A 24,297-nucleotide genomic window follows, 5' to 3' on the forward strand; every position below is an offset into this window, starting at 1 on the left:
CGCAGAATGGCAGTTAAATACTATTTTTTTCCTGTAGGAAAACTTACCTAGCTTATCGACGGTCTACAGAACCGCAAATTGAGTGACTTATCTCCAGAGGTTCTAAGCAGATGGCAGCAGTACTCGTCGGACAATTCCATGCAAGAGACGCGGAAGGCCGTGTTTATTCAGTGCATGAGTTCCAGGAATCCACCCCGTCGCAAGACGGCATCGCCGGCCCTGCGCCAGTCACCACCTATAAGCTGGCGATCGGTGATCGCGTGAACAAGGTCGATGACAACGAATTTTTGTTGGTGCAATCGGGCGTCACCATCACCCGCGAGCCCGAAAACAACATCGCCTCATAAGCCGCCGCTATGAGCTGAAGTCATAGGCACGGACTTGGGTTAGGATTCAGTTACTGACCCCTTACCTGCTGAACATGGACTTCACGCATGCGTTTACGTCATATCGAAGTGATCCAGGCGCTCCTGCAAACCGGTCATCTGGGCACCGCTGCCGAGATGCTGCAATTGCCGGTGGCCGGGGTCGAGGGGATTTTGCGCGAAGCCGAGGATCAGCTCGGCTTCATGCTGTTTGCCAGCGTACGCGGGCGCTTGCAGGCCACCCGCGAGGCGCGGGAGTTGCAGGTCGAGATCGCTCACGTCTACGAAGCCCTCGAACCGGTGCAGCGGCTGGCCAACAGCCTCAAACAGTACCTGGCGCCGCCGTTGCGGATCATTTGCACGCCGCCCTTGGCGCAACAGTTGTTGCCACAGGGCATCGCCACCTTGCGTCGACGATTCCCCGATGCACCCTGCTCACTGCTCAGCCAACCCACCCGTGAAATCGTCAGAAGCCTGCTGTTGCGTGAAAGCGATCTGGGCTTGAGCCTGCACGACCCCGATCACCCCGACATTCAGTGCCAGATCATTGCCCAGGGTAAACTCCAGCTCCTGGCGCCTCACGGCTGGCTGCAACCCAAGCAAAAATACATTTCCGTACAAGACCTGGCTGGCCAATCGATGGTCGGGCTGGAAGGTCACGACCCGCTCAGCGTGATGTTCGAGAGCAAGCTGCACGCCTTGCGCCCGGCACCGGTGGTGCAAACCCGGGTCCAGACCCACCAGATGATGCGCAGCATGGTCGAGGCCGGCGAAGGCCTGGCGATTGTCGATCCGTTTACCGCCATCGGCGCCAAGGCCAGTGGACTGGACGTTTGCCCGCTGTCACCGGCGGTTCCGATCAGTCTTTATGCCTTGACCCTGAACAATGCCGCGATATCTCCCGCGATTCAGGCCTTGCTGGAGATCATCAAGGAACAAGCCGAGGCGATGTTGGCGAACTAAGCGGACTTTCCAACGGGTTGTCGAACAACCGATACCAGAACAACGCCACTTCAGCGGTTTGCGGATCAATACCCCGATAGCGCAGATGATCGATGCCGCCGATCACATACCCGCAACGTTCATACAGCCGGCAGGCGCCCAGGTTGTTGTTCTGGGTTTCCAGCATGATGCCCGGCAGTTTCTTCTTGCGGCTCCAGAACTGCGCGACATCCAGCAGCGCCTTGGCCACCCCGTGGCGACGCGCCGGGGCGTGTACCGCCAGCTCATCGATATGGGCAAAACCGTTCCAGTTGGTGCTGACCACGATGTGCCCCACCGGGTGGTCGTCGAGGTACGCCATGAAAATCGCACTGTCGGCCGCGTTCCGGTAACTGGCGAACTCTTCCGGGTCAATGCCATAGCATTTGCGGTAGGGCGTAATGCTTTGCAGCGGCCATTGATCCACCGGCTTATTGATCTCTGCGGCGGCGTAAGCCCGGACCTCGAAACTGAAGTCACTGCCCCAGATATACGCAGCAAATCCCTGATCGGCGACACGTACCGCCAGACCCGGATGCTTGGGGTTGATGACCGGTTGCATACTGGGGAAAGTTCTCACAGCTTGATGCAATCGACGGTGTAACACCGCCCATTGCCCTCGTCTTCATGCTGCAGGCCGTGCACATCGGCGACGAAGCCCGGGAAACTGCTGTCGAACGTACGGGCGAACGCCAGGTAATCGATGATCGAGCGCGTCGACTCAGTGAAGCGTTCGCCGGGCATGATCAGTGGAATCCCCGGCGGGTATGGCACCAGCATCACCGCCGCGATCCGCCCCTGCAACTGGTCGATGGGCACCGCCTCGACCTCGCCACGGACCAATTGATCGTAGGCGTCGGCCGGTTTCATGGCGATCTCCGGAAGCACGGTGTACATGCGCTTGAGGTGCTTGGCCGTGGCGTTGCTGCGGTAGCAGGCGTGCAATTGATCGCACAGGTCGCGCAGCCCCATGCCCTGATAACGCGCCACATCGCGTTGCGCGACACATGGCAGACAAGCCGCCAGGCTGATGTTGGCGTCGTAGTTGCGTTTGAATTCAAGCAGCTCGGTGAGCAAGGTGCTCCATTTGCCCTTGGTAATGCCCATGGAAAACAGCACCAGGAATGAATACAGACCGGTCTTCTCCACCACCAGCCCACGTTCCCAGAGGAATTTGCTGACCACCGCCGCCGGAATCCCCCGCTCGCTCAACGCGCCTCCGGCTGTCAGGCCCGGCATCACCAGCGTCACTTTGATCGGGTCCAGCAGCACGTAATCTTCCGCAATGTCGCCAAAGCCATGCCAGTCGGCTTCGGGCTGCAACAGCCAGTCCGAGGTCGTCACCTTGTCGATCCCTTCCACCAGCGGCGGCTGCCAGATGGAGAACCACCAGTCATCGGCGGCGATGTGCTGACGCAGATTGGCCAGCGCTCGACGAAAACTCAGGGCCTCATCGAACATTTCTTGCAGCAACGACCGGCCGGCCGGGCCTTCCATCATCGCCGACGCGACATCCAGCGAGGCGATGATGCTGTACTGCGGCGAAGTGGAGATGTGCATCATGAAGGCTTCATTGAAGCGGTCGCGGTCCAGTTGCCGTGCGCCGCCATCCTGCACGTGAATCATCGACGCCTGACTGAAGGCTGCCAGCAGTTTGTGGGTGGAATGGGTGGTGAACACCAGCGGGCTGTCTTCAGTGCGCGAAGTGCCCATGCCATAACGCCCGGCGAAGAACTCGTGAAACGCCGCGTAGGCGTACCAGGCTTCGTCGAAGTGCAAGACTTCGACACTGTTGCCCAGGGTTTGCTTGATCAGCTCGGCGTTGTAGCAGAGGCCGTCGTAAGTCGAATTGGTCACCACCGCCAACTTGACCTTGGGCTCTCGGCCCTGGGTCAGCGGGCTCGCGTCGATCTTGGCCTGAATCGATTCGCGGCTGAACTCGCTCAGCGGAATCGGCCCGATGATCCCCAACTCATTGCGCTCCGGACACAGGTACAACGGAATCGCCCCGGTCATGATGATTGAGTGCAACACCGACTTGTGGCAGTTGCGATCCACCAGCACCAGATCGTCACGCGCGACCATGGCTTGCCAGACGATCTTGTTGGCGGTCGAGGTGCCATTGATCACGAAAAACGTGTGGTCGGCGCCGAAATTACGCGCCGCACGCGCCTCGGCTTCGGCCAGTGGCCCGGTGTGGTCCAGCAGCGAGCCGAGTTCCGGCACCGAGACCGACAAGTCTGAACGCAGGGTGTTCTCGCCAAAAAACTGGTGAAACGCCTGCCCCACCGGGCTCTTGTGGTAGGCCACGCCACCACCGTGCCCTGGGGTGTGCCAGGAATAGTTGGAGTCGGCAGTGTGTTGCACCAATGCTTTGAAAAACGGTGGCAGCAAGCCATCGAGGTAGCTGCGCGCCGCCCGGGCGACCTGGCGCGCCAGAAACGGCACGGTGTCTTCGAACAAATAAAGAATGCCGCGCAACTGGTTCAGCTCGCTCATGGCATCGGCCGGGGCGTTTTCCAGAGTGACTTGCTCGCCCAGGGCGAAGATCGGCAAATTCGGTGCGCGGGCACGGGCCACGCGAATCAGCTCGACCATGTTCTGTAAAAGATGGGTGTTTTCCCCGGCGCCTTCGGCGGCGATCAACATGCACGCGAGGCCGTGGTGAGTCGAAGCCACCAGCCGCCCTTCGGCGTAATCCACCGCCGAAAAGATACTGAAGCCTTCCTGTTCCAGCTCCCGGGCGATGCCACGCACGCGATCACCGGCGACCGTGTCGGCCTTGATATCGCGGTGGACAATAAGGACCGGGAACTTCAAGTCTTTATACATGGGGCTCGGCGTCCTGAGGCGGCGGACCGTGGTCTGCCAATACACTCAGGGTAGAGGGTTGAGGCTCTTGTGGCGAGCGAATGCACCAATGCAGAGCAAGCACCTCATTGTGGCGGGGGGTTGCCCTTATGCCGGTCAGTTAAGGAAAAACTCGCCGAGCACATAACCTGTGGCGAGGGAGCTTGCTCCCGCTGGGTCGCGAAGCGTCCCTAAAATCAGCCACCGCGAGTATTCAGATGGAACGCGATTGCCGGATGACGACCGCTTCGCGGCCGAGCGGGAGCAAGGTCCCTCGCCACAACAACCCGCTCGATTCACAGTCTGCCGGTTAGCCCTGCGCCTTGGCCTCTGCCAGCTGGGTCCAGAGCGCCGGGGCACCGGCAGACTTGGCAATCACTTCAAGGCGCGCGGCGTGCTCGGCCAGGTCCGCTTCACTGGCGCGAATGATTCGCGTCGGCTGGCGATCGGCCGGCAGACGACGGATCTCGCTCGCCTGATTGCCCGAGCCTTCACCGGAACCATTGCCGTCGGACGCATTTCCGGCCAGCGAAAGACTGGTCTGACCGCCGGTCATGGTCAGGTAAACGTCGGCGAGAATCTCGGAGTCGAGCAAGGCGCCGTGCAGTTCACGGCCGGAGTTGTCGACGCCATAGCGTTTGCACAAGGCATCGAGGCTGTTGCGCTGCCCGGGGTGACGCTCACGGGCCATCATCAGGGTGTCGAGGATCGAGCAATGCTGCGTGATATCCGCCCGATCCTGCTGGCCCATCAGCGCGAATTCGTTGTTGATGAAGCCAACGTCGAACGCCGCGTTATGGATGATCAGCTGCGCGCCCTTGATAAATTCAAAGAACTCATCGGCCACCTCAGCGAAACGCGGCTTGCCCACCAGAAACTCGTTGGTGATGCCGTGGACGCCAATCGCGCCCTCGTCACTTTCCCGGTCTGGCTGCAAATAAACGTGGAAATGCCGGCCCGTCAGGCGTCGACCGATCAACTCGACGCAACCGATCTCGATAATCCGGTGGCCGTCGGTCACCGGCATGCCGGTGGTTTCGGTGTCGAGCACCACCATCCTCTGAGCCATCTTCTTTCAACCCCTCTTCGTGCCGTTTTGCATAAGGCGGCGATGTTAACACAGAGCTTGAAAGTGCTCGCTCCCACAAGGGATACCTCAACCCTGATCACCGCCGCCAACCGGCATCACCAGACCGGTGATATAAGCCGCATCGTCTGACGCCAGAAACAGAATCGCCCCGACCTGCTCGTCAATGGTGCCGTAGCGCTTCATCAGGCTGCTGTCGACGGTTTGATCGACGATCTGCTGATACCAGACCTTCTCCTGCGGAGTTTGCTCGGCACTGTTGCGTGGAATCCGCCGTGGCGGTGCCTCGGTGCCGCCCGGTGCGGTGGCATTGACCCGCACGCCTCGCTCGGCGGTTTCGAACGCCAGGCACGCAGTAAGAGCATTGACCCCGCCCTTGGCCGCGCCGTAAGGCACACGATTGACTCCACGCGTGGCAATCGATGACACGTTGACGATGGCGCCGCTGCCCTGCTCCAGCATGAACGGCAGCGCGGCATGGCAGCACCACAGGGTCGGAAACAGCGAACGCCGGACTTCGGCTTCAATCTGTTGCTCTTCGTAGTGTTCGAAAGGCTTGGCCCAAATGGTGCCACCGACGTTGTTGACCAATATATCCAAACGACCAAAGCGCTCGATCGCCGCCGTCATCACACGGTTGCACTCGGCGTACTGCTCAAGGTCAGCGGTGAGGGTCAGCACTTCGCAGGTCTGCCCCAGTTGCGCTTGCAGCTCGAAAACCAGTTCGGAACGGTCAACCAGCACCAGCCGCGCGCCCTCAGCCGCCATCCGCTCGGCAACCCGGCGACCAATCCCCTGGGCCGCACCGGTAATCAACGCGACTTTTTGCTCGAATCTGTTCATTTCAATACCTCGGTGTGCCTGTCAGTCAAGGCCCACAACCTGTGGGAGCGAGCCTGCTCGCGAAGAGGGCGGCACATGCAGAATCGATGTGACTGACACACCGCTATCGCGAGCAGGCTCGCTCCCACAGGTCCGTATCGGCGCCTGAATTGTTTACGCCGCACTCGCAGCGAATTTTTCGTAGTAGAAGTTTTTCGGCGCAATGCCCTGCTCGCGGATGTACTGGCTGACAGCTTCGACCATCGGCGGTGGGCCGCAGAGGTAGACGTCGACATCGCCGTCGTTCAAGTGTTTGGGCTCGATGTGCTGGGTCACATAGCCCTTGAGCGGGTGCGCGCTATGCGGGTTGGCCACGCAGGCGCTGAAACTGAAGTTCGGGATCCGCGCAGCCAAGGCTTGCAGACGGTCCAGTTCCACCAGGTCAAAATCGTGGGTCACGCCATAGATCAAGTGCAACGGGTGTTCGCTGCCCTGATCGGCGATTCTCTCCAGCATCGCGGTGAACGGCGCCAGCCCCGTGCCGCCGGCCAACAGCAGCAACGGGCGCTGAATATCGCGCAGGTAAAAACTGCCCAGCGGCCCGGCCAGGCTCATGCTGTCGCCGGCCTTGGCGATGCCGGTGAGAAAGCTGCTCATCAGCCCGCCCGGCACATTGCGGATCAGAAAACTGACTTCGCCGTCGCGTTGCAACGAGCTGAACGAATAGGCGCGGCTTTGCTCACTGCCGGGCACACCGAGGTTGACGTATTGCCCCGGCAGGAACGCCAGTTTGCTCAGCGCTTCGCCTTTGATCGACAGTGCAATCGTGCTGTCCGAGAGCTGACGAACTTCACTGATGGCCGCGCTGTAGCGGGCTTGTTGGGTATGACAAACGTCCGAAGACACGGGCACGCGCACCACGCAATCGCTGAGGGCGCGCATCTGGCAGGTCAGCACAAAACCCTTTTTGGCCTCGTCGCTGCTGAGGGCGTCTTCGATGTATTCCTCGCCCAAGTCGTAGCGCCCGGCTTCGGCGAAGCATTTGCAGGTGCCGCAAGCGCCGTCGCGGCAGTCCAGCGGGATGTTGATGCCCTGGCGATACGCGGCGTCGGCCACGGTTTCACCGGGATTGGCGTCCACGAAACGGGTGACGCCGTCTTCAAAATTGAGTGCGATGGAATGAGTCATGACGGCCGCCTCACAGGTGATAGACATCGATGACCTGACGAACGTAGTCGTTCTTCAGGATCACTTTCTTGGCCTTGATCAGCGGGCTGTCGCCCCGCACGTCAAGGGTGTAGAAACTGCTGCCGAAATAGCTGTCGACGGTCTTGTAGCGAAAGCTCAGGGTGTGCCAGTTGAAGCGCACCTTGCACAGCCCGTCGGCCTGTTCCAGCAGCTCGATGTTGCTGATGTTGTGCGAAGTCCGGGTGTCCGGCACGCTGGCGCTGGAGCGCTCGGTCTTGATCCGGAAGATGCGGTCTTCCAGGCCTGTGCGGTTGCCGTACCAGATCAGCGAGATTTCCCGTTGCGGGTCCTCGGTCAGCTCGTCGTTATCGTCCCAGGACGGCATCCAGAAGGTTGCGTCGGCGGCGTACAGCTCCAGCCAGTTGTCCCATTCCTTGTCGTCGAGGTAGCGCGCTTCGCGGTAGAGGAAATCGCGCACGGCGTCGTAAGTGATGCTCATGACAGCTCCTCCACCTTGATCATCGCCGACTGTTCTTCGCTCAATGCCTTGAGCATGGTTTGCTGCCAGTACTTGTGTTGCAGCACGAACAGACCTTCGTCTTCGGTGCGTACACCGCTGAGCAATGGGTGCAGATCGATCTCTTTGGCCGCCTCATCGGCCCCTTCGACCCAGTGCTCGGCACCACGTGACATATCGTTCCAGGCCGTGGTGCTGCCCTGGTAGCCCATCTGGCAGGAGCGGAATTCTTCAAGATCGTCCGGGGTCGCCATGCCGCTGACGTTGAAAAAGTCCTCGTACTGACGAATCCGGCTCGAACGCGCGCTGTCGCTTTCGCCTTTGGGGGCGATGCAGTAAATGGTGATTTCGGTGCGGTTGACCGAGATCGGCCGGGCGATACGTACCTGCGAACTGAACTGATCCATGAGGTAAACGTTGGGGTACAGGCACAGGTTGCGCGAGTTCTCGATCATCCAGTCGGCGCGGGACTGACCAAAGTCCTTGGCCAGTTCATCGCGACGCTCGTACAGCGGACGGTCCTCAGGGTTGGACCAACGGGTCCAGAGCAGCATGTGGCCCTTGTCGAAAGAGTAGAACCCCCCGCCTTGCTTGGCCCAGGTGCCGGCACTCATGGTTGGGTTCGCGTCACCGCATTCGCGCTGCTTGCGCTGGTTCTGGGTCGCCGCATAGTTCCAGTGCACGGAGCTGACGTGATAGCCGTCGGCGCCATTTTCGGCGGTGAGTTTCCAGTTGCCTTCATAGATGTAACTGGATGAACCGCGCAGCACTTCAAGGCCATCGACGGACTGGTCGACGATCATGTCGATGATCTTCGCCGACTCGCCCAGGTGCTCAACCAGCGGCACCACATCGGCCTTGAGGCTGCCGAACAGGAAGCCTCGATAGGATTCGAAGCGTGCGACTTTGGTCAGGTCGTGGGAGCCCTCGCAATTGAAGCTCGCCGGATAACCGGCTGACGTCGGGTCCTTGACCTTGAGCAGCTTGCCGGAGTTGTTGAAGGTCCAGCCATGGAACGGGCAGGTGTAGGAGGACTTGTTGCCGGTCTTGTGCCGGCAGAGCATCGCCCCACGATGGCTACAGGCGTTGATGAACGCGTTGAGCTCACCGTCCTTGTTGCGCGCAATGAAGATCGACTGGCGGCCCATGGTGGTGGTGTAGAAATCGTTGTTGTTCGCAATCTGGCTCTCGTGGGCGAGGTACAGCCAGTTGCCTTCAAAGATGTGTTGCATCTCGAGATCGAACAATCGTGGGTCGGTAAACATCTCCCGCTTGCAACGGTAGATGCCCTGGTCTTTGTCTTCTTCAAGCAGGGAGTGAAGGTATTCGGGTCGCAGGGACATGGCCGCCGCCTCCATTGTTTTTATTCAGGCAGGCTCATGCTAGGGCGGGTGATGAAGGGGCAATATCCGCTGGGTGCAGACCTTTATCCGTTTTGTGCAATCATCCCCATGGACATCCATGTGGGAGCGAGCCGGCTCCGGGCGGCGTTCCGACGATAGCAACGGGTCAGTCAACATTGATGTTGAATGTACCGCCGTCATCGCGAGCAGGCTCGCTCCCACAGAGTCTTGTATTAGTGGCGGCGTTTGAGAGTGTCCGACGGCAATTCGCCGAACTGTTTGCGGTAGCTTTCGGAGAACCGTCCCAGGTGCAAAAAGCCGTAATCCATGGCCAGCTCGGTCACGTTACGCACGGTGCAGGTGGGGTCGCTGAGGCAGGCGTTGACCCGCTCGAGCTTTTTCTGTCGGATGTAGTTTTTCGGCGTGGTGGCCGCATTGCGCTCGAACAACCCATACAGCGAACGCAGGCTCATTTGCGCCTGACGCGCCAGTTCTTCGCTGCAAATGTCCTGCTTGAGGTTGCGTTCGATGTAGTCGGCGATCAACTCGAAGTTCGCTGACTGCGAACCCAGGCCGAGGCGCCTGACGTTGGTTTTCATCAAACTGAGCATCTTGCTCACGACAATTTGCGTGTAATGCTCCTGAACACGCGGCATGCGCTCGGTCGCTTCGGCCTCCTGGCAGACCATGCCCAGCAAGTTGACGAAACCTTCGAGTTCGTCCAGTTGGTAGCGATTCTCCAGAAAACGCACCCCCTGCCCCGGGTGCAACCAGCGTTGCTCCTGGCACACCGACTCCAGCAGGCTGGCGGGCATTTTCACGATGAATTTTTCGCAGTCGTCGGAATACGTCAGGTCTACCGGATCGTCCGGGTTGATCAGCAGCAACTCACCGGGAGCAAAGTAGTGCTCCTGCCGATGACCGCGCCACAGGCAGTTTCCGCGTAACAGCACTTGCAGGTGATAGAGGGTTTCCAGCGCCGGCGAGGTCACCCGCACGCTGCCGCCATAGCTAATACGGCACAGGTCGAGGCTGGCAAATTTACTGTGATTGAGACTGGCCTGTGGGTTGCCGGTTCTGGGCAGGCGAATGCAATGGTTGCCCACGTGTTGATTGACGTAGCCCGACACCGCATAGGGGTCGGCCTGTTCAAACACTCTGCTGCGCTCACTCAATAGATGCGCTTGCATAACCGGTCACTCTCATTGTTTTTATAGGCTGTGATGGTGGCGCTTTTGAGCGCTCCCTCTCAGGCAAATCAGGCACGGCCATTCTATGTAAGTCGCCACCGAGCGGAAGGCCACGAGATAAACGATCAGTTATCTCGTGGCCTGGGCCAGCGCTGCTGATCAGCTCTCCAGCGCGCGAACCCGCTCGTTACGATGCTGCTCGTCTGGTTGCGCCGACGATTGCAGGGTGAAATCGAATTCAATCTCGGCAAACCGCCCGCTGACGCCATGCTCACGTGCACGCCGCTGATCGTCACTGAAGGTGATTTTGGCGATCAGTTCGTCACGGGTGGCGTAGGCGAAATCGTCGTGCAGGTACTTGTCGCCGTCCAGGTTGATCTGGGTGGTCAGATGGCGATGGTCATCCGCCGAGATGAAGAAGTGGATGTGTGCCGGGCGCTGGCCATGGCGGCCCAGTTGGTCAAGCAGTTGCTGGGTCGGACCGTCCGGCGGGCAACCGTAGCCCGACGGCACGATGCTACGGAAGCGATAGCGGCCTTCGGCATCGGTGACGATCCGGCGACGCAGGTTGAACTCCGACTGGCTGGCATCAAAGTACGAATAAGTACCACCGGTGTTGGCGTGCCAGACATCCACCACGGCCCCGGCCAGCGGCTTGCCGTCGGTGTTCTTGACCTGACCCTGCATGAACAGCACCACGCCCGGATCGACGCCGTCGTCCAGCCGTGCTTCGCCGTTGGACAATGGCGCACCAGCGACATACAGCGGACCTTCGATGGTACGAGGGGTGCCACCGGACTTACCGGCCTGCGCGTCTTCGGCGTCCATCAACAGGTCCAGGTAGTGCTCCAGACCAAGGCCGGCCACCAGCAGACCCGCCTCTTGGCGCGCACCCAATTCGTTCAGGTAGTTGACGGCTTTCCAGAACTCTTGCGGGGTCACTTCAAGGTCTTCGATGATGTTCACCGAATCACGCAGGATGCGGTAGATCAGCGCTTTGGCGCGTGGATTGCCGCCCTCATTGAGCAGACCGCTGGCGTCTTCGAGAAATTTCTGTGCACTGGCAGTGTGGGAAATTCTGACGTTCATGATTGATCCTCATCTTGTATTTATTAGAGTACAGAACAGGCGAACAACGGCTCAGCGATCGTCCTCATGAATAGAGGAAGGATGCCTGCACATCGCGTTCACTTCGATAGCCATGTAGGGATAAAGCGGTAATTGCATGAGCAGGTCGTGCAGTTCCTGCACGCTGTCGACGTCGAACACGCTGTAATTGGCGTACAGCCCGGCGATGCGCCACAGATGGCGCCACTTGCCCTGCTGTTGCAGGCGCTGGGCCAAGGCCTTTTCATCGGACTTGAGCTGAGCGGCGCGCTCAGGGTTCATGTCGACCGGCAGGTTCACGGTCATCTTTACGTGGAACAACATGCGCATCTCCTCAGACGGAATGAATGGCAGTGGAGGTTTTGTCGCGGCGGAAGAACGCCAGACGCTCTTCGTCCAGGCTCAGGCCAAGGCCAGGTGCCTGCGAAACATGCAAATGGAAATCGCGGTAAACCAGCGGCTCGCTGAGGATGTCTTCGGTGAGCAACAGCGGGCCGAACAGTTCGGTGTCCCAGCTCAGCTTGTTCAACGTGAGGAACGCATGGGCCGAGGCCAGCGTGCCGATCCCGCCTTCGAGCATGGTGCCGCCATACAGGCCGATGCCTGCCGCTTCAGCGATTGCTGCCGTACGCAGCACCGCCCGAGGACCGCCGTTTTTGGCGATCTTCAGCGCAAACACCGAAGCGGCGCCTTCGCGTGCCAGGTTGAACGCATCTTCCACGCACTCGATCGACTCGTCCGCCATGATCGGTGCCGGGCTGATCGCGTTGAGGCGCACCATGCCGGAACGGTTGTTGCGCGAAATCGGTTGCTCGATCAGGTCGATGCCATTGCCGCCGAGAATCCGGCAGGCTCGCAGAGCGATAGCTTCGTCCCAGGCCTGGTTGACGTCGACGCGCACGCTGGCGCGGTCCCCCAGGGCCTTTTTGATTGCAATGACGTGAGCCAGGTCGCGATCGACTTCTCCGGCCCCGATCTTCAACTTGAAGATCCGGTGGCGACGCAGGTCGAGCATCTGCTCGGCTTCAGCGATGTCCTTGGCGGTATCGCCGCTGGCCAGCGTCCAGGCCACTGGCAACGCGTCGCGTACGCGGCCACCAAGCAACTCGCTGACCGGCAGACCCAGGCGCTTGCCCTGGGCATCGAGCAAGGCGGTTTCGATACCGGACTTGGCGAAGGTATTGCCGCGAATGCTGCGCTCAAGGCGCAACATCGCCGCGTTGATGTTGCAAGCGTCCTGCTCCAGTAACAGCGGCGCGAAGTGTTTATCGATGTTGGTCTTGATGCTGTCCGGGCTTTCATTGCCGTAGGCCAGGCCACCGATGGTGGTCGATTCGCCGATCCCTTCGATACCGTCTTTGCTGCGCACACGGATGATCACCAGCGTCTGGTTCTGCATGGTGTGCATCGCCAGCTTGTGCGGGCGGATGGTCGGCAGATCGACGATGATCGTCTCGATCGATTCAATGGCAGAAGAAAGCATGTCGATACCCGTCAGGTTCTTGAAGTTCTGTGACGGATTCTCGTACGGCTTTTTTCAGGGTTCCAATATAGAATTGGTCTGGTTCGATACCTTAAAGGTATTCATCATTGTCGACTGCGGAGGGTTCATGGAGCTGCGTCATCTGCGTTACTTCCAGGTGTTGGGCCAAACCTTGAATTTCACCCGGGCCGCCGAGCGTCTGCACATCGCGCAGCCGCCGTTGAGCCGGCAGATTCAGCAACTGGAAGATGAACTCGGGGTGGTGTTGCTGGAGCGTGGCAGGCCCTTGCGTCTGACCGAAGCCGGGCGGTTTTTCCTGGAGCACTCCACTGCCCTGCTGGAGCAACTGCACAAGGTCTGCGACAACACCCGACGTATCGGCCTGGGTGAAAAGACCTGGCTGGGCATCGGATTTGCTCCTTCGACCCTTTATGGGGTGTTACCGGAACTGATTCGCCGCCTGCGCAGCAACGAGCTGCTGGAACTGGAATTGGGCCTTTCGGAAATGACCACGCTGCAACAGGTACAGGCGCTCAAGGCTGGACGTATCGACGTCGGCTTCGGACGAATCCACATTGATGATCCGGCGATCATCCAGACTGTATTGAACGAGGACAGACTGGTCGCGGCCCTGCCCGCCGGGCATCCACTGCTGGCCGGTCCCATCAGCCTCACCGAGCTGGCCAATGAACCGTTTGTGCTCTACCCCGGCAATCCCCGGCCCAGCTATGCCGACCATGTGATCGCGTTGTTCGAATCCTATGGCGTGACCATCAAGGTCGCGCAATGGACCAACGAGCTGCAGACCGCCATCGGCCTGGTGGGCGCTGGCATCGGCGTGACGCTGGTGCCGGCCTCAGTGCAGTTGCTGCACCGCGACGACATCGGGTTCACCCCGGTGCTGGAAACCAACGCCACTTCGCCGATCATCCTGAGCCGACGCGTCGGCGATGTATCACCGGGGTTGAGTCATTGCCTGAAAATGATCGAGGAGTTGCGCATGCGTAAGCCGCTGTAACGGCCTTGCGCAGTTTTTAACAATCATTAGCAAAGCTCATAAAGATTGGCGAGTGGCCCCTTGTTAGCGTGTGTTCCGAGTATTTCCTACAGGAATCGCACACGTCATGACGACCACCGCCACCCTTATCACGCTGCTGATCGTCGGCAGCCTGTTCAGCACCACCGTGCGGGCCACCAGCTTTGTGATGAGCACCGACATCACCCTGAGCATGACCATGAGCTCCACCAAAGGCACCAGCAGCTCATTCAAGGATGACAAGATCGTACTGGCGGCCAAGTCCGATGCCGCTGCGTTTGTGGCCAGTCGCGGCGACATTCGCGGTGTTCAGCTGGAAGCCGCCTTTGAACGAATCCGCAGCGTGCTCGCCGGCCAGGTTTATTCGGATGAACAACTGGCCGCGGCGATTCTGGTACTGTGATCAGGCGCCTCAGTCCTGCTTGTAACCGCGGACGTCGTCGACGCCACGGTTGGCCAACTGGTCGGCGCGTTCGTTGCCAGGATGCCCGACGTGTCCGCGCACCCACTTCCAGGTCACGTTGTGGCGATTGACCTGCTCGTCGAGCAGCTTCCACAGATCAGCGTTTTTCACCGGCTCTTTCGCGGCGGTTTTCCAGCCGCGCTTCTTCCAGTTGACCATCCACTCGTTGATGCCTTTCATCACGTACTGCGAGTCGGTGACCAGCAGCACGTCGCAGGAGCGCTTGAGTTCTTCCAGGCCACGAATCGCGCCCATCAGCTCCATGCGGTTGTTGGTGGTATTGGCTTCGCCGCCCCAGAGTTCCTTTTCAACGCCCTTGCACACCAGCAGTGCGCCCCAGCCGCCAGGGCCGGGGTTGCCCTTGCAGGCGCCGTCGGTGAAGAGTTCTACGCTATCGCTCATGCCAATCTATCCAGAAAATGTCTGTGGCCTGCCAATCAATGACCGACAACGCCCGAGGCCGGGCTAGCCCGGCCGGGAAAATTAAAAGTGTATTACGGCTTGCTGTCGCGGCGATTGACCTTGGCCATCGGCAGCGGAATCAGCTTGCCCATGGGCTCGCGGCGCACCTGGCGGACCGGTCGCAAACCAACGACGATCTTGCGCGCCACCAATAAATAGAAACCGCCACCGGACAACTGCCAGTCACCGGCCTTGCGTTCCCAGCCGGCCAAGCGGGCCTGCCATGCCGGGGACGCGAGCGGCGGACGATAGCACCCGAAGCGGCGTTTCTCCAGCGCAAACCCCAGCAGGTTGAGCCAGTCGACGACCCGCGACGGCGAAATGCAGCGCGCCTTGCGCAAGGCGTCATTGGCAAACACATGCCGCAACCCCCAACTGCTCCAGGGATTGATCCCCACAATCAGCAGGTGCCCACCAGGACGCACCGCGCTGGCGGCTTCACGCAGCAGGCCATGAGGCGACAGACAGAAATCCAGCCCGTGCTGCATCACCACCACGTCGGCGGCGTGCTCACTGATCGGCCAGGCCTGTTCTTCGCAGACAATCTCGACCCCCGGCAACGGCGCACCCAGACGGACATTACGCTGCACCTGCTTCGCCGACGGAGGCGTTTCGGCCGAAGGACCGTAATGCACCAGATAGCCGCCAAAGAAGCGCCCCAACTCGTCTTCGAGCATCCGGCGTTCTTCGTCCAGCAAAAATTGCCCGATGGGACCTGACAACCACTCGCGGGCGGCGGTGATCAATGCCAGCCAGTCAGGATCAGCCTGAGCGAACGCTTTATCGGTCATTGCATTCTCCAACTCGACAAGAAGCTTAGGGTCTGTTGACGTTTGGTGGCGGCCGCGACGGATGCCCACTTGATGCAGGGCAAGGCGCGAGGAACGCCATTTGGTTGTTCCAAATAAGTTCCGAGAAACGCAGCCCTGCATCAAGTGGGCCCCGTCCCTTCGGGTTGCGTACCAACGTGCGCGAGGCTGCGTTGCGGGATTTGCTAAGGGAACAACCATTAGCGGCATCCCGCGCCTTGCCTCGCACACGTTGGCCCAGCAACGCGGCTAGCCACCAAACGTCAACAGACCCTAAGATGCACCATTGTTTTCAGCTTGGCGAATCCTGCGATGATACAGATCAGTGCCCTTCCCGCCTTCACCGACAACTACATCTGGTTGTTACAGGATCACCACAACCGGCGCTGCGCGGTGGTCGATCCGGGCGATGCCGCACCGGTTCTGGCGTGGCTGGCCGAACACCCCGAGTGGGTGCTCAGCGACATCCTGGTGACCCACCATCACCATGATCACGTGGGTGGTGTCGAGCGACTCAAAAAAGCGACGGGCGCCACGGTCTACGGCCCGGCGAGCGAAAACATCCCCGGACGGGATGTGGCGCTGAACGATAACGACCGCGTCACCGTACTCGGTTGGGAGTTTGACGTATATGCGGTGCCTGGCCACACCCTGGGTCATATCGCTTACTACCATCATGGCCGGCTGTTCTGTGGCGACACCCTGTTCGCCGCCGGTTGCGGGCGTTTGTTCGAAGGCACACCGGAGCAAATGCACCACTCGCTGAGCCGTCTGGCGGGGTTACCCGAGGATACGCTGGTCTACTGCACCCACGAATACACCCTGAGCAATCTGCGTTTTGCGGTCGCCGTCGAACCGAACAATCCGGACATCGCCGATCGTTTAGAGAAAGTCTCCCAATTACGCGATTCCGGACGCATGACTCTGCCGTCGACCCTGGCACTGGAGAAGCTCACCAACCCTTTTCTGCGTACTGGCGAAACATCTGTCAAACAAAAAGCAGACGAACGGAATGGCCGGGATAACCGGGGTCCTAGTGAGGTTTTTGCGGCCCTGCGGGCTTGGAAAGATACGTTCTAAGCGGGGCCACTATTGGTCCAAAAATTCTGAATGGTTGACCGCACCCCGTGCGCTTTCTAGAATCGCCCGACATTTTCGCCCGGAACTTACTTCCAGCCAATGTCGTCATCTATTCGTAAATCCATCAATTCAGACGCATTGACCCGCCTGGCTCAAGCCATCGCGGTGGCTGTGTCCGCCACCCTGGCGGGCTGCCAAAGCACCAGTCATGTGCCGCAAACCGACGCGGCACATACGCTTTCCACCCGGGCCAAGCAAAAACCTATCTGGCTCAACGAAAAGCCATCGCCGCTAGCCGCACAAGACGTCTGGGAGCGCATGCGCCAAGGCTTCCAGTTGCAGGACGGGCTCGGCGTCAACCCGCGTATCGAGCAACAGCGCCTGTGGTTCGCCAGCAACCCATCGTTTCTTCAAGGCGCCAGCGAACGCGGCAGCCTGTACATCCATTACATCGTCGAACGCCTTGAAGAACGCAACATGCCGCTGGAGCTGGCGCTGCTGCCAGTGATCGAAAGCGCCTACAACCCGATGGCCTACTCGCGCTCCGATGCGGTCGGCCTGTGGCAGTTCATCCCGTCCACCGGGCGTTACTTCAACCTGCGTCAAACCCGCTTCTACGACGGTCGTCGCGACATTACCGCGTCGACGATCGCGGCGATGGACTACCTGACCCGCCTGCACGACATGTTCAACGGTGACTGGCTACTGGCCCTGGCGGCCTACAACGCCGGTGAAGGCACGGTCAGCCGGGCCATCGAGCGTAACGAAAAACTCGGTCTGCCCACCGACTACTGGAACCTGCCGCTGCCGGCGGAAACCCAGGCGTATGTGCCCAAGCTGCTGGCCTTGTCACAAGTGGTCCTGTCGCCAGAAGCCTATGGCGTGAACCTCAACCCGATCGCCAACCGCCCCTACTTCGAAGTCGTCGAAATCAACCAGCGCATGGACCTGTCCAAGGTTGCCGAAGTGGCCAACATCGACGAAGACGAGCTGTTCCAGCTCAACCCGGCCTTCAAGCAACGCACCACCATCGACGGCCCCCAGCATTTGCTGGTGCCGACGTCCAAGGCGCAATTGCTGACCGCCAGCCTGTCGACCATGAAACCCGAAGAGCTGATCAGCAAGCGGTCGCTCAAGCCGGTTTTCGAAGGTGCTGACGACAGTGAGCTGGCAAAGCTCAAGCGCAGCTATCGGGTCAAACGCGGCGATAACCTGACGCAGATCGCCAAGGCCAACAAAGTCGACGTCAAGGACCTGCAACACTGGAACAAACTGACCGGCAAGGAACTCAAGGTCGGGCAGACCCTGGTGATGCGAGACACCAGCAAGCGCAGCGGCACGCGCATCAACACGGTGGTTGCAGCCAACAACAAGAAGCAGACCCAGTACAAGGTCAAGCAAGGCGACTCGCTGTACATAGTCGCCAAGCGCTTCAACGTTGAGATGCAACACCTCAAGCGCTGGAATCCACGTGTCGGCCAGGCCCTCAAACCCGGGCAGATGCTGACGGTTTATTCCCCGCATTAAGACTCCCTGCTACTGGGCTTTTGTGGCGAGGGGGCTGGCCCCCGTCGACCGGTCCGCGTTCGGGCGTAGCAGTCGCAAATGCAGCGGACGCGGTGTGCATGATCAACCGCGGTCGCAGGCTTTAGGGCCGCTTCGCAGCCCAGCGGGGGCAAGCCCCCTCGCCACAGTTTTGCGCTCGACGATGCATAAGTTGAGCGGCCAGAATTACCCGGCACTCCACGCTTTCAGCCCCTGCCTTTTTCCTGTCGATACAAGCTGTTACTGTACGGTCCATAAAGCCCAAGCCGCCTGGATCGGATCTCTGCCTTGACGCGTCCCCTCCTCCTGCTCCCAATCAGTCTGGCCTTGAGCTTCCCTGCAAGCACAACGATCGGCGAAAGCCATGGTAATGCGTGGTGCCTGAAGACTTCGGAGAAAGCCCAATGATGCCGTTGCGTACCCTGCTGGGCCTGGTCTTTGCGGGGTTTGCCTGCGCGGCCCACGCCGCCCCGCAACACGCCCTGACCCTGTACAACGAACCGCCGAAATACCCGGCGGACTTCAAACACTTCGATTACGTGAACCCGGACGCGCCCAAGGGCGGGATCTTCCGTCAGGCCGGCTTCGGCGGCTTCGACAGCCTCAACCCGTTTATCAGCAAGGGGGTGGCGGCCGAAGATATCGGCCTGATCTACGACACCCTGGCCAAACACGGGCTCGATGAACCGTTTACCGAATACGGCTTGATCGCCGGCAAAATCGAAAAGGCGCCGGACAACAGTTGGGTACGCTTCTACCTGCGCCCCGAGGCGCGTTTCCATGACGGCCATCCGGTGCGTGCCGAAGACGTGGTGTTCAGCTTCCAGGCCCTGATGAAAAACGGTGCGCCGCTTTATCGCGGTTACTACAGCGATGTCGCCGACGTGATCGCCGAGGACCCGTTGCGGGTGCTGTTCACGTTCAAGCACACCAGCAACCGCGAGCTGCCGCTAATCCTCGGACAGCTGGCGATACTGCCCAAGCACTGGTGGGAAAACCGCGACTTCAGCAAGGGCAATCTGGAAATTCCGCTGGGCAGCGGCCCGTACAAGGTCAGTGAGGTCAAGGCCGGGCGCTCGATCCGCTATGAGCGGGTCAAGGACTACTGGGGCAAGGACCTGCCGGTCAATCGGGGCTTTTACAACTTCGACACCATGACCACCGATTACTACCGCGACAACACCGTCGCGCTGGAAGCCTTGAAGGCTGGGCAGTTCGACTACTGGCTGGAGATGAGCGCGAAAAACTGGGCCAACGCCTACAACAATCCGGCCGTCACCGAGGGTCGCCTGATCAAGGAGCAGATTCCAAACGGCAACCCCATCGGTATGCAGGGTTTTGTCTTCAACCTGCGCCGCCCGGTATTCCAGGATGTGCGTGTGCGCCAGGCCCTGAGCCTGTTGCTGGACTTCGAGTGGACCAACAAGCAGCTGTTCAACGGCGCCTACGCTCGCACCCGAAGCTACTTCGAAAACTCCGAAATGGCCGCCACCGGCCTGCCGGATCAGGATCAACTGGCGATCCTCGATCCGTTCCGGGGAAAAATCCCCGATCAGGTCTTCAGCGAAGCCTTCCAGAACTCCGTCTGTGACGGCAGCGGGATGATCCGTGCCCAACAGCGCAAGGCTTATCAACTGTTGCAGGAAGCCGGCTGGCGGATCGTCGACGACAAGATGGTCGACACGACAGGTAAACCGGTGAGCATCGAATTCCTGCTGGCGCAGACCGAGTTCGAGCGGGTGTTGCTGCCGTTCAAGCGCAATATGAGTGACCTGGGGATCGACCTGGTGATTCGTCGGGTCGACGTGTCGCAGTACATCAACCGGGTGCGCTCGCGCGACTTCGACATGGTAGTCGGCAGTTTCCCGCAGTCCAGCTCACCGGGTAACGAGCAACGCGAATTCTGGAAGTCCGAAAGCGCCGACAAACCCGGCAGCCGAAACTACATCGGCCTCAAGGACCCGGTCATCGATCAACTGGTCGAAGAACTGATCAACGCCGATTCGCGTAAAAGCCTGGTAGACCATGCCCGGGCGCTCGACAGGGTTCTGCAATGGGGTTATTACGTGATCCCCAACTGGCACATCAACACCTGGCGCGTGGCCTACTGGAATCACATTGGCCACCCGAAAGTCTCACCGAGCAATGACGTGGGCATTTCCACCTGGTGGATCAAACCCGACGCAAAACCGGCGATCGAGGTGCTGACCAAAGAGCAAGCCGATCCTGCGGGCGTGGAGCAATAAGATGCTGGCGTATATTTTTCGGCGACTGTTGCTGATCATTCCGACCCTGTTCGGCATTCTGCTGATCAACTTCGTGATCATCCAGGCCGCCCCTGGTGGCCCGGTGGAACAGATGATCGCCAAACTCGAAGGCTTCCAAGGCGCCACCAGCCGCATCGCCGGTGGCGGTGCCGAAGTCTCGGTAGCCGGCTCCAGCTATCGCGGCGCCCAAGGCCTGGACCCGGCGCTGGTCAAGGAAATCGAGCACATGTACGGCTTCGACAAGTCGGCGCCGGAACGCTTGTGGATCATGATCAAGAACTACGCCACCCTGGATTTCGGCAACAGCTTCTTCCGCGACGCCAAGGTCATCGACCTGATCAAGGAAAAGCTGCCGGTGTCGATCTCCCTCGGGCTCTGGAGCACGCTGATCATGTACCTGGTGTCGATCCCGCTGGGGATCGCCAAGGCCACCCGACACGGCAGCCACTTCGATGTCTGGACCAGCTCGGCAATCATCGTCGGTTACGCGATCCCGGCGTTCCTGTTTGCAATCCTGCTGATCGTGGTGTTTGCCGGTGGCAGTTACCTGGACTGGTTCCCCTTGCGCGGCCTGACCTCGAACAATTTCGATGAGCTGAGCTGGATCGGCAAGATCCGCGATTACTTCTGGCACATAGCGCTGCCAGTGACAGCGCTGGTGATCGGTAACTTCGCGACCATGACCCTGCTGACCAAAAACAGCTTCCTCGATGAAATCAACAAACAGTACGTAGTGACCGCCAAGGCCAAGGGCCTGACCCGACATCGCGTGCTCTACGGCCATGTGTTTCGCAACGCCATGTTGCTGGTGATCGCCGGGTTCCCGTCGGCCTTCATCGGGATCTTCTTCACCGGCTCGTTGCTGGTGGAAGTGATTTTCTCCCTCGACGGCATGGGCCTGATGAGTTTCGAGGCGGCGATCAACCGTGACTACCCGGTGGTATTCGGCACCCTGTTCATCTTCACCCTGCTGGGGCTGGTGGTGAAACTGATCGGTGACCTCACCTATACCCTGGTCGATCCGCGTATCGACTTCGAACACCGGGAGCATTGAGATGAACCTGTCCCCTCTCAATCGCCGACGTTTCGAGCGGTTCAAGGCCAACAAGCGTGGCTGGTGGTCGCTGTGGCTGTTTTTGATCCTGTTTGGCGCGAGCCTCGGTGCCGAGTTGATCGCCAACGACAAGCCGCTGGCGGTGCATTACGACGGCCAATGGTATTTCCCGGCACTCAAGCGTTACCCGGAAACCACCTTCGGCGGTGAATTCCCGCTGGAAGCCAACTACAAGAGCCCGTACATCCGCGAACTGCTCAAAGCCAAGGACGCCTGGACCTTGTGGGCACCGATTCCGTTCAGCTACCAAAGCATCAACTACGACCTGAGAGTCCCGGCCCCGGCCCCGCCCTCGGCGGACAACCTGCTGGGTACCGACGATCAGGGCCGCGACGTGCTGGCACGGGTAATCTACGGCTTCCGGGTATCGGTACTGTTTGCGCTGACGCTGACCATTCTGAGCTCGATCATCGGTGTGATCGCCGGAGCCTTGCAGGGCTTTTATGGCGGCTGGGTCGATCTGGCCGGGCAGCGTTTTCTGGAGATCTGGTCAGGTTTGCCGGTGTTGTACCTGCTGATCATCCTCGCCAGTTTTGTGCAGCCGAACTTCTGGTGGCTGCTGGGGATCATGCTGCTGTTTTCCTGGATGAGCCTGGTCGATGTGGTCCGCGCCGAATTCCTGCGTGGTCGCAACCTGGAATACGTACGTGCCGCCCGAGCACTGGGCATGCAGAACGGCGCAATCATGTTCCGCCACATCCTGCCCAACGCCATGATCTCGACCATGACCTTCATGCCATTCATCCTGACCGGCGCCATCGGTACCCTGACCGCGCTGGACTTCCTGGGCTTCGGCCTGCCGGCAGGCAGCGCGTCGCTGGGTGAACTGGTCGCCCAAGGCAAATCCAATTTGCAAGCGCCGTGGCTGGGCATGAGCGCCTTTGCGGTGCTGGCGGTGATGTTGAGTTTGCTGGTGTTTATCGGCGAATCCGCCCGCGATGCCTTCGACCCTAGGAAGTGAAATGAATCAGGACAATCTGATCGAAGTGCGCGACCTCTCTGTCGAGTTTGTGGTCGGCGAGCGCGTGCAACGAGTGGTTGAAGGCGTCAGCTTCGACATCAAGCGCGGTGAAACCCTGGCACTGGTCGGCGAAAGCGGCTCGGGCAAATCGGTGACGGCGCACTCGATCCTGCGCCTGCTGCCCTACCCTTTGGCGCGGCACCCTACCGGCACCATCAACTACTCCGGGCATGACCTGCTGTCGCTGAAAGAGAAAACCATCCGGCACATTCGTGGCAACCGGATCGCGATGATCTTTCAGGAGCCGATGACCTCGCTGAACCCGCTGCACTCGATCGAAAAGCAGATCAACGAAGTACTGGGTATCCACAAAGGCCTGACCGGCAAGGTCGCGACCACGCGCACCCTGGAACTGCTGGCGCTGGTGGGCATTCCCGAACCGCATAAGCGGCTCAAGGCCCTGCCCCACGAATTGTCTGGCGGCCAGCGTCAGCGCGTGATGATCGCCATGGCCCTGGCCAACGAGCCGGAGCTGCTGATCGCCGACGAACCGACCACCGCACTCGACGTGACCGTTCAGTTGAAAATTCTCGAACTGCTCAAGGAATTACAGGCCCGCCTGGGCATGGCCTTGCTGCTGATCAGCCACGACTTGAACCTGGTCCAAAGAATTGCGCATCGCGTATGTGTCATGCAGCGCGGTTGCATCGTCGAACAGGCATCGTGCGAAGAATTGCTCCGCGCGCCGCAGCACCCTTACACTCGGGAACTGCTGGCAGCGGAGCCTCGCGGCAACCCGGCGACCAACGTGATCGGCCCGCCACTGCTGCAAGTCGAGGACCTGAAAGTCTGGTTCCCGATCAAAAAAGGCTTTTTGCGGCGTACCGTCGATTACGTCAAGGCGGTGGACGGGATCAACTTCAGCTTGCCGCAGGGCCAGACCCTGGGCATCGTCGGCGAAAGTGGCTCGGGCAAGTCCACGCTGGGTCTGGCGATTTTGCGGTTGATTGCCAGCAAAGGTGCGATCCGTTTTGAAGGCAAGCAGCTAGACTGCCTGTCGCAGCAACAGGTAAGGCCGCTACGGCGGGAAATGCAGGTGGTCTTCCAGGATCCTTACGGCAGCCTGAGCCCGCGGATGTGCGTGAGCGAGATCGTCGGCGAAGGCCTGCGGATACACAAGATCGGCACGACGGCTGAACAGGAACAAGCGATTATTGCGGCACTCAAGGAAGTAGGTCTGGACCCGGAAACCCGGCACCGCTACCCCCATGAGTTTTCCGGCGGACAACGGCAGAGAATCGCCATTGCCCGGGCTTTAGTGTTAAAACCGGCGTTGATTTTGCTGGACGAGCCGACTTCGGCCCTCGACCGCACCGTGCAACGCCAAGTGGTTGAACTGCTGCGCACACTGCAAAGCAAGTACAACCTGACGTATCTGTTTATCAGCCATGACCTGGCTGTGGTGAAAGCGCTGAGCCACCAGTTAATGGTGGTCAAGCATGGCCAAGTGGTCGAACAAGGTGATGCGCAAAGTATCTTTGCCGCACCGCAACATCCCTATACACAGCAGTTGCTGGAAGCCGCTTTCCTGGCACCAGCAACAGCCGAATAACCTGCAAAGAGGAGC

Annotated in this window: 23 protein-coding genes; 10 read left to right on the forward strand and 13 right to left on the reverse strand. The window is 59.9% G+C overall.

Features of this window, described 5'->3' with window-relative positions; translation table 11 throughout:
- Positions 1–110 precede the first annotated feature (110 nt).
- A complete protein-coding gene (locus NTD87_RS22725; protein ID WP_262116441.1) occupies positions 111–347 on the forward strand; it encodes a hypothetical protein in 237 nt (78 codons plus the stop codon).
- 87 nt (positions 348–434) lie between these two features.
- Positions 435–1,328: a LysR substrate-binding domain-containing protein gene (locus NTD87_RS22730; protein WP_262116442.1), complete on the forward strand. Its 894-nt coding sequence runs from the start codon at positions 435–437 to the stop codon at positions 1,326–1,328.
- Here NTD87_RS22730 and NTD87_RS22735 read toward each other — a convergent pair.
- The 11 genes from NTD87_RS22735 to NTD87_RS22785 all read right to left on the reverse strand — a co-directional run bounded on the left by NTD87_RS22735 (position 1,294) and on the right by NTD87_RS22785 (position 12,933).
- On the reverse strand, positions 1,294–1,908 hold the full coding sequence (locus tag NTD87_RS22735) for a GNAT family N-acetyltransferase (protein WP_262116443.1): 615 nt from the start codon (positions 1,906–1,908) through the stop codon (positions 1,294–1,296). The two genes, NTD87_RS22730 and NTD87_RS22735, sit on opposite strands and share 35 nt — an antisense overlap.
- 14 nt (positions 1,909–1,922) lie before the next feature.
- Positions 1,923–4,178: an Orn/Lys/Arg decarboxylase N-terminal domain-containing protein gene (locus NTD87_RS22740; RefSeq protein WP_262116444.1), complete on the reverse strand. Its 2,256-nt coding sequence runs from the start codon at positions 4,176–4,178 to the stop codon at positions 1,923–1,925.
- Positions 4,179–4,506: 328 nt separating this feature from the next.
- Entirely contained in the window at positions 4,507–5,265 is a 759-nt protein-coding gene (gene dnaQ / locus NTD87_RS22745; protein ID WP_262116445.1) for a DNA polymerase III subunit epsilon, read from the reverse strand.
- A gap of 87 nt (positions 5,266–5,352) precedes the next feature.
- On the reverse strand, positions 5,353–6,126 hold the full coding sequence (locus NTD87_RS22750) for a 1,6-dihydroxycyclohexa-2,4-diene-1-carboxylate dehydrogenase (protein ID WP_262116446.1): 774 nt from the start codon (positions 6,124–6,126) through the stop codon (positions 5,353–5,355).
- Positions 6,127–6,279: 153 nt separating this feature from the next.
- Positions 6,280–7,293, reverse strand: coding sequence for a benzoate 1,2-dioxygenase electron transfer component BenC (benC, locus tag NTD87_RS22755; RefSeq protein ID WP_262116447.1), 1,014 nt, complete (start codon positions 7,291–7,293; stop codon positions 6,280–6,282).
- A 10-nt stretch (positions 7,294–7,303) separates the two neighbouring features.
- Positions 7,304–7,792: a benzoate 1,2-dioxygenase small subunit gene (gene benB, locus NTD87_RS22760; protein WP_123424391.1), complete on the reverse strand. Its 489-nt coding sequence runs from the start codon at positions 7,790–7,792 to the stop codon at positions 7,304–7,306.
- Positions 7,789–9,153 (reverse strand): benzoate 1,2-dioxygenase large subunit, encoded by a 1,365-nt coding sequence (benA, locus tag NTD87_RS22765; RefSeq protein WP_262116448.1) that lies wholly within the window; start codon positions 9,151–9,153, stop codon positions 7,789–7,791. The genes benB and benA overlap by 4 nt, the downstream gene beginning before the upstream one ends.
- Positions 9,154–9,386: 233 nt before the next feature.
- Positions 9,387–10,343, reverse strand: a complete 957-nt coding sequence (locus tag NTD87_RS22770) for an AraC family transcriptional regulator (protein ID WP_262116449.1) — start codon at positions 10,341–10,343, stop codon at positions 9,387–9,389.
- Between the two features lie 159 nt (positions 10,344–10,502).
- Positions 10,503–11,432: a catechol 1,2-dioxygenase gene (gene catA / locus NTD87_RS22775; RefSeq protein ID WP_262116450.1), complete on the reverse strand. Its 930-nt coding sequence runs from the start codon at positions 11,430–11,432 to the stop codon at positions 10,503–10,505.
- A 51-nt stretch (positions 11,433–11,483) separates the two neighbouring features.
- The gene (gene catC / locus NTD87_RS22780; RefSeq protein ID WP_262116451.1) at positions 11,484–11,774 is read right to left on the reverse strand and encodes a muconolactone Delta-isomerase; all 291 of its coding nucleotides are present in this window, start codon (positions 11,772–11,774) and stop codon (positions 11,484–11,486) included.
- Between the two features lie 10 nt (positions 11,775–11,784).
- Positions 11,785–12,933, reverse strand: a complete 1,149-nt coding sequence (locus NTD87_RS22785) for a muconate cycloisomerase family protein (protein WP_262116452.1) — start codon at positions 12,931–12,933, stop codon at positions 11,785–11,787.
- 127 nt (positions 12,934–13,060) lie between these two features.
- On the opposite strand from NTD87_RS22785, the gene NTD87_RS22790 reads away from it, so the two are divergent.
- A complete protein-coding gene (locus NTD87_RS22790) occupies positions 13,061–13,951 on the forward strand; it encodes a LysR family transcriptional regulator (RefSeq protein WP_262116453.1) in 891 nt (296 codons plus the stop codon).
- Positions 13,952–14,057: 106 nt separating this feature from the next.
- A complete protein-coding gene (locus NTD87_RS22795) occupies positions 14,058–14,372 on the forward strand; it encodes a DUF2388 domain-containing protein (protein ID WP_262116454.1) in 315 nt (104 codons plus the stop codon).
- Between the two features lie 9 nt (positions 14,373–14,381).
- Here NTD87_RS22795 and rnhA read toward each other — a convergent pair whose 3' ends face one another.
- The gene (gene rnhA, locus NTD87_RS22800; protein WP_262116455.1) at positions 14,382–14,834 is read right to left on the reverse strand and encodes a ribonuclease HI; all 453 of its coding nucleotides are present in this window, start codon (positions 14,832–14,834) and stop codon (positions 14,382–14,384) included.
- A 92-nt stretch (positions 14,835–14,926) separates the two neighbouring features.
- On the reverse strand, positions 14,927–15,685 hold the full coding sequence (locus tag NTD87_RS22805; protein WP_262116456.1) for a class I SAM-dependent methyltransferase: 759 nt from the start codon (positions 15,683–15,685) through the stop codon (positions 14,927–14,929).
- 330 nt (positions 15,686–16,015) lie between these two features.
- On the opposite strand from NTD87_RS22805, the gene gloB reads away from it, so the two are divergent.
- From gloB to NTD87_RS22835, 6 genes are all read left to right on the forward strand, one after another.
- Positions 16,016–16,783, forward strand: coding sequence for a hydroxyacylglutathione hydrolase (gloB, locus tag NTD87_RS22810; protein ID WP_262116457.1), 768 nt, complete (start codon positions 16,016–16,018; stop codon positions 16,781–16,783).
- A gap of 99 nt (positions 16,784–16,882) precedes the next feature.
- The gene (locus NTD87_RS22815; RefSeq protein ID WP_262116458.1) at positions 16,883–18,310 is read left to right on the forward strand and encodes a transglycosylase SLT domain-containing protein; all 1,428 of its coding nucleotides are present in this window, start codon (positions 16,883–16,885) and stop codon (positions 18,308–18,310) included.
- Positions 18,311–18,732: 422 nt separating this feature from the next.
- The gene (locus tag NTD87_RS22820) at positions 18,733–20,574 is read left to right on the forward strand and encodes an extracellular solute-binding protein (RefSeq protein WP_262116459.1); all 1,842 of its coding nucleotides are present in this window, start codon (positions 18,733–18,735) and stop codon (positions 20,572–20,574) included.
- A gap of 1 nt (position 20,575) precedes the next feature.
- Positions 20,576–21,649, forward strand: coding sequence for a microcin C ABC transporter permease YejB (locus NTD87_RS22825; protein ID WP_262116460.1), 1,074 nt, complete (start codon positions 20,576–20,578; stop codon positions 21,647–21,649).
- Between the two features lies 1 nt (position 21,650).
- Entirely contained in the window at positions 21,651–22,670 is a 1,020-nt protein-coding gene (locus NTD87_RS22830) for an ABC transporter permease (protein WP_262116461.1), read from the forward strand.
- 1 nt (position 22,671) lies between these two features.
- Positions 22,672–24,282, forward strand: coding sequence for an ABC transporter ATP-binding protein (locus tag NTD87_RS22835; RefSeq protein ID WP_262116462.1), 1,611 nt, complete (start codon positions 22,672–22,674; stop codon positions 24,280–24,282).
- Positions 24,283–24,297: the final 15 nt, after the last annotated feature.

Origin of the sequence: Pseudomonas sp. 6D_7.1_Bac1 (assembly GCF_025465945.1) — a bacterium.
Lineage (GTDB): Bacteria > Pseudomonadota > Gammaproteobacteria > Pseudomonadales > Pseudomonadaceae > Aquipseudomonas.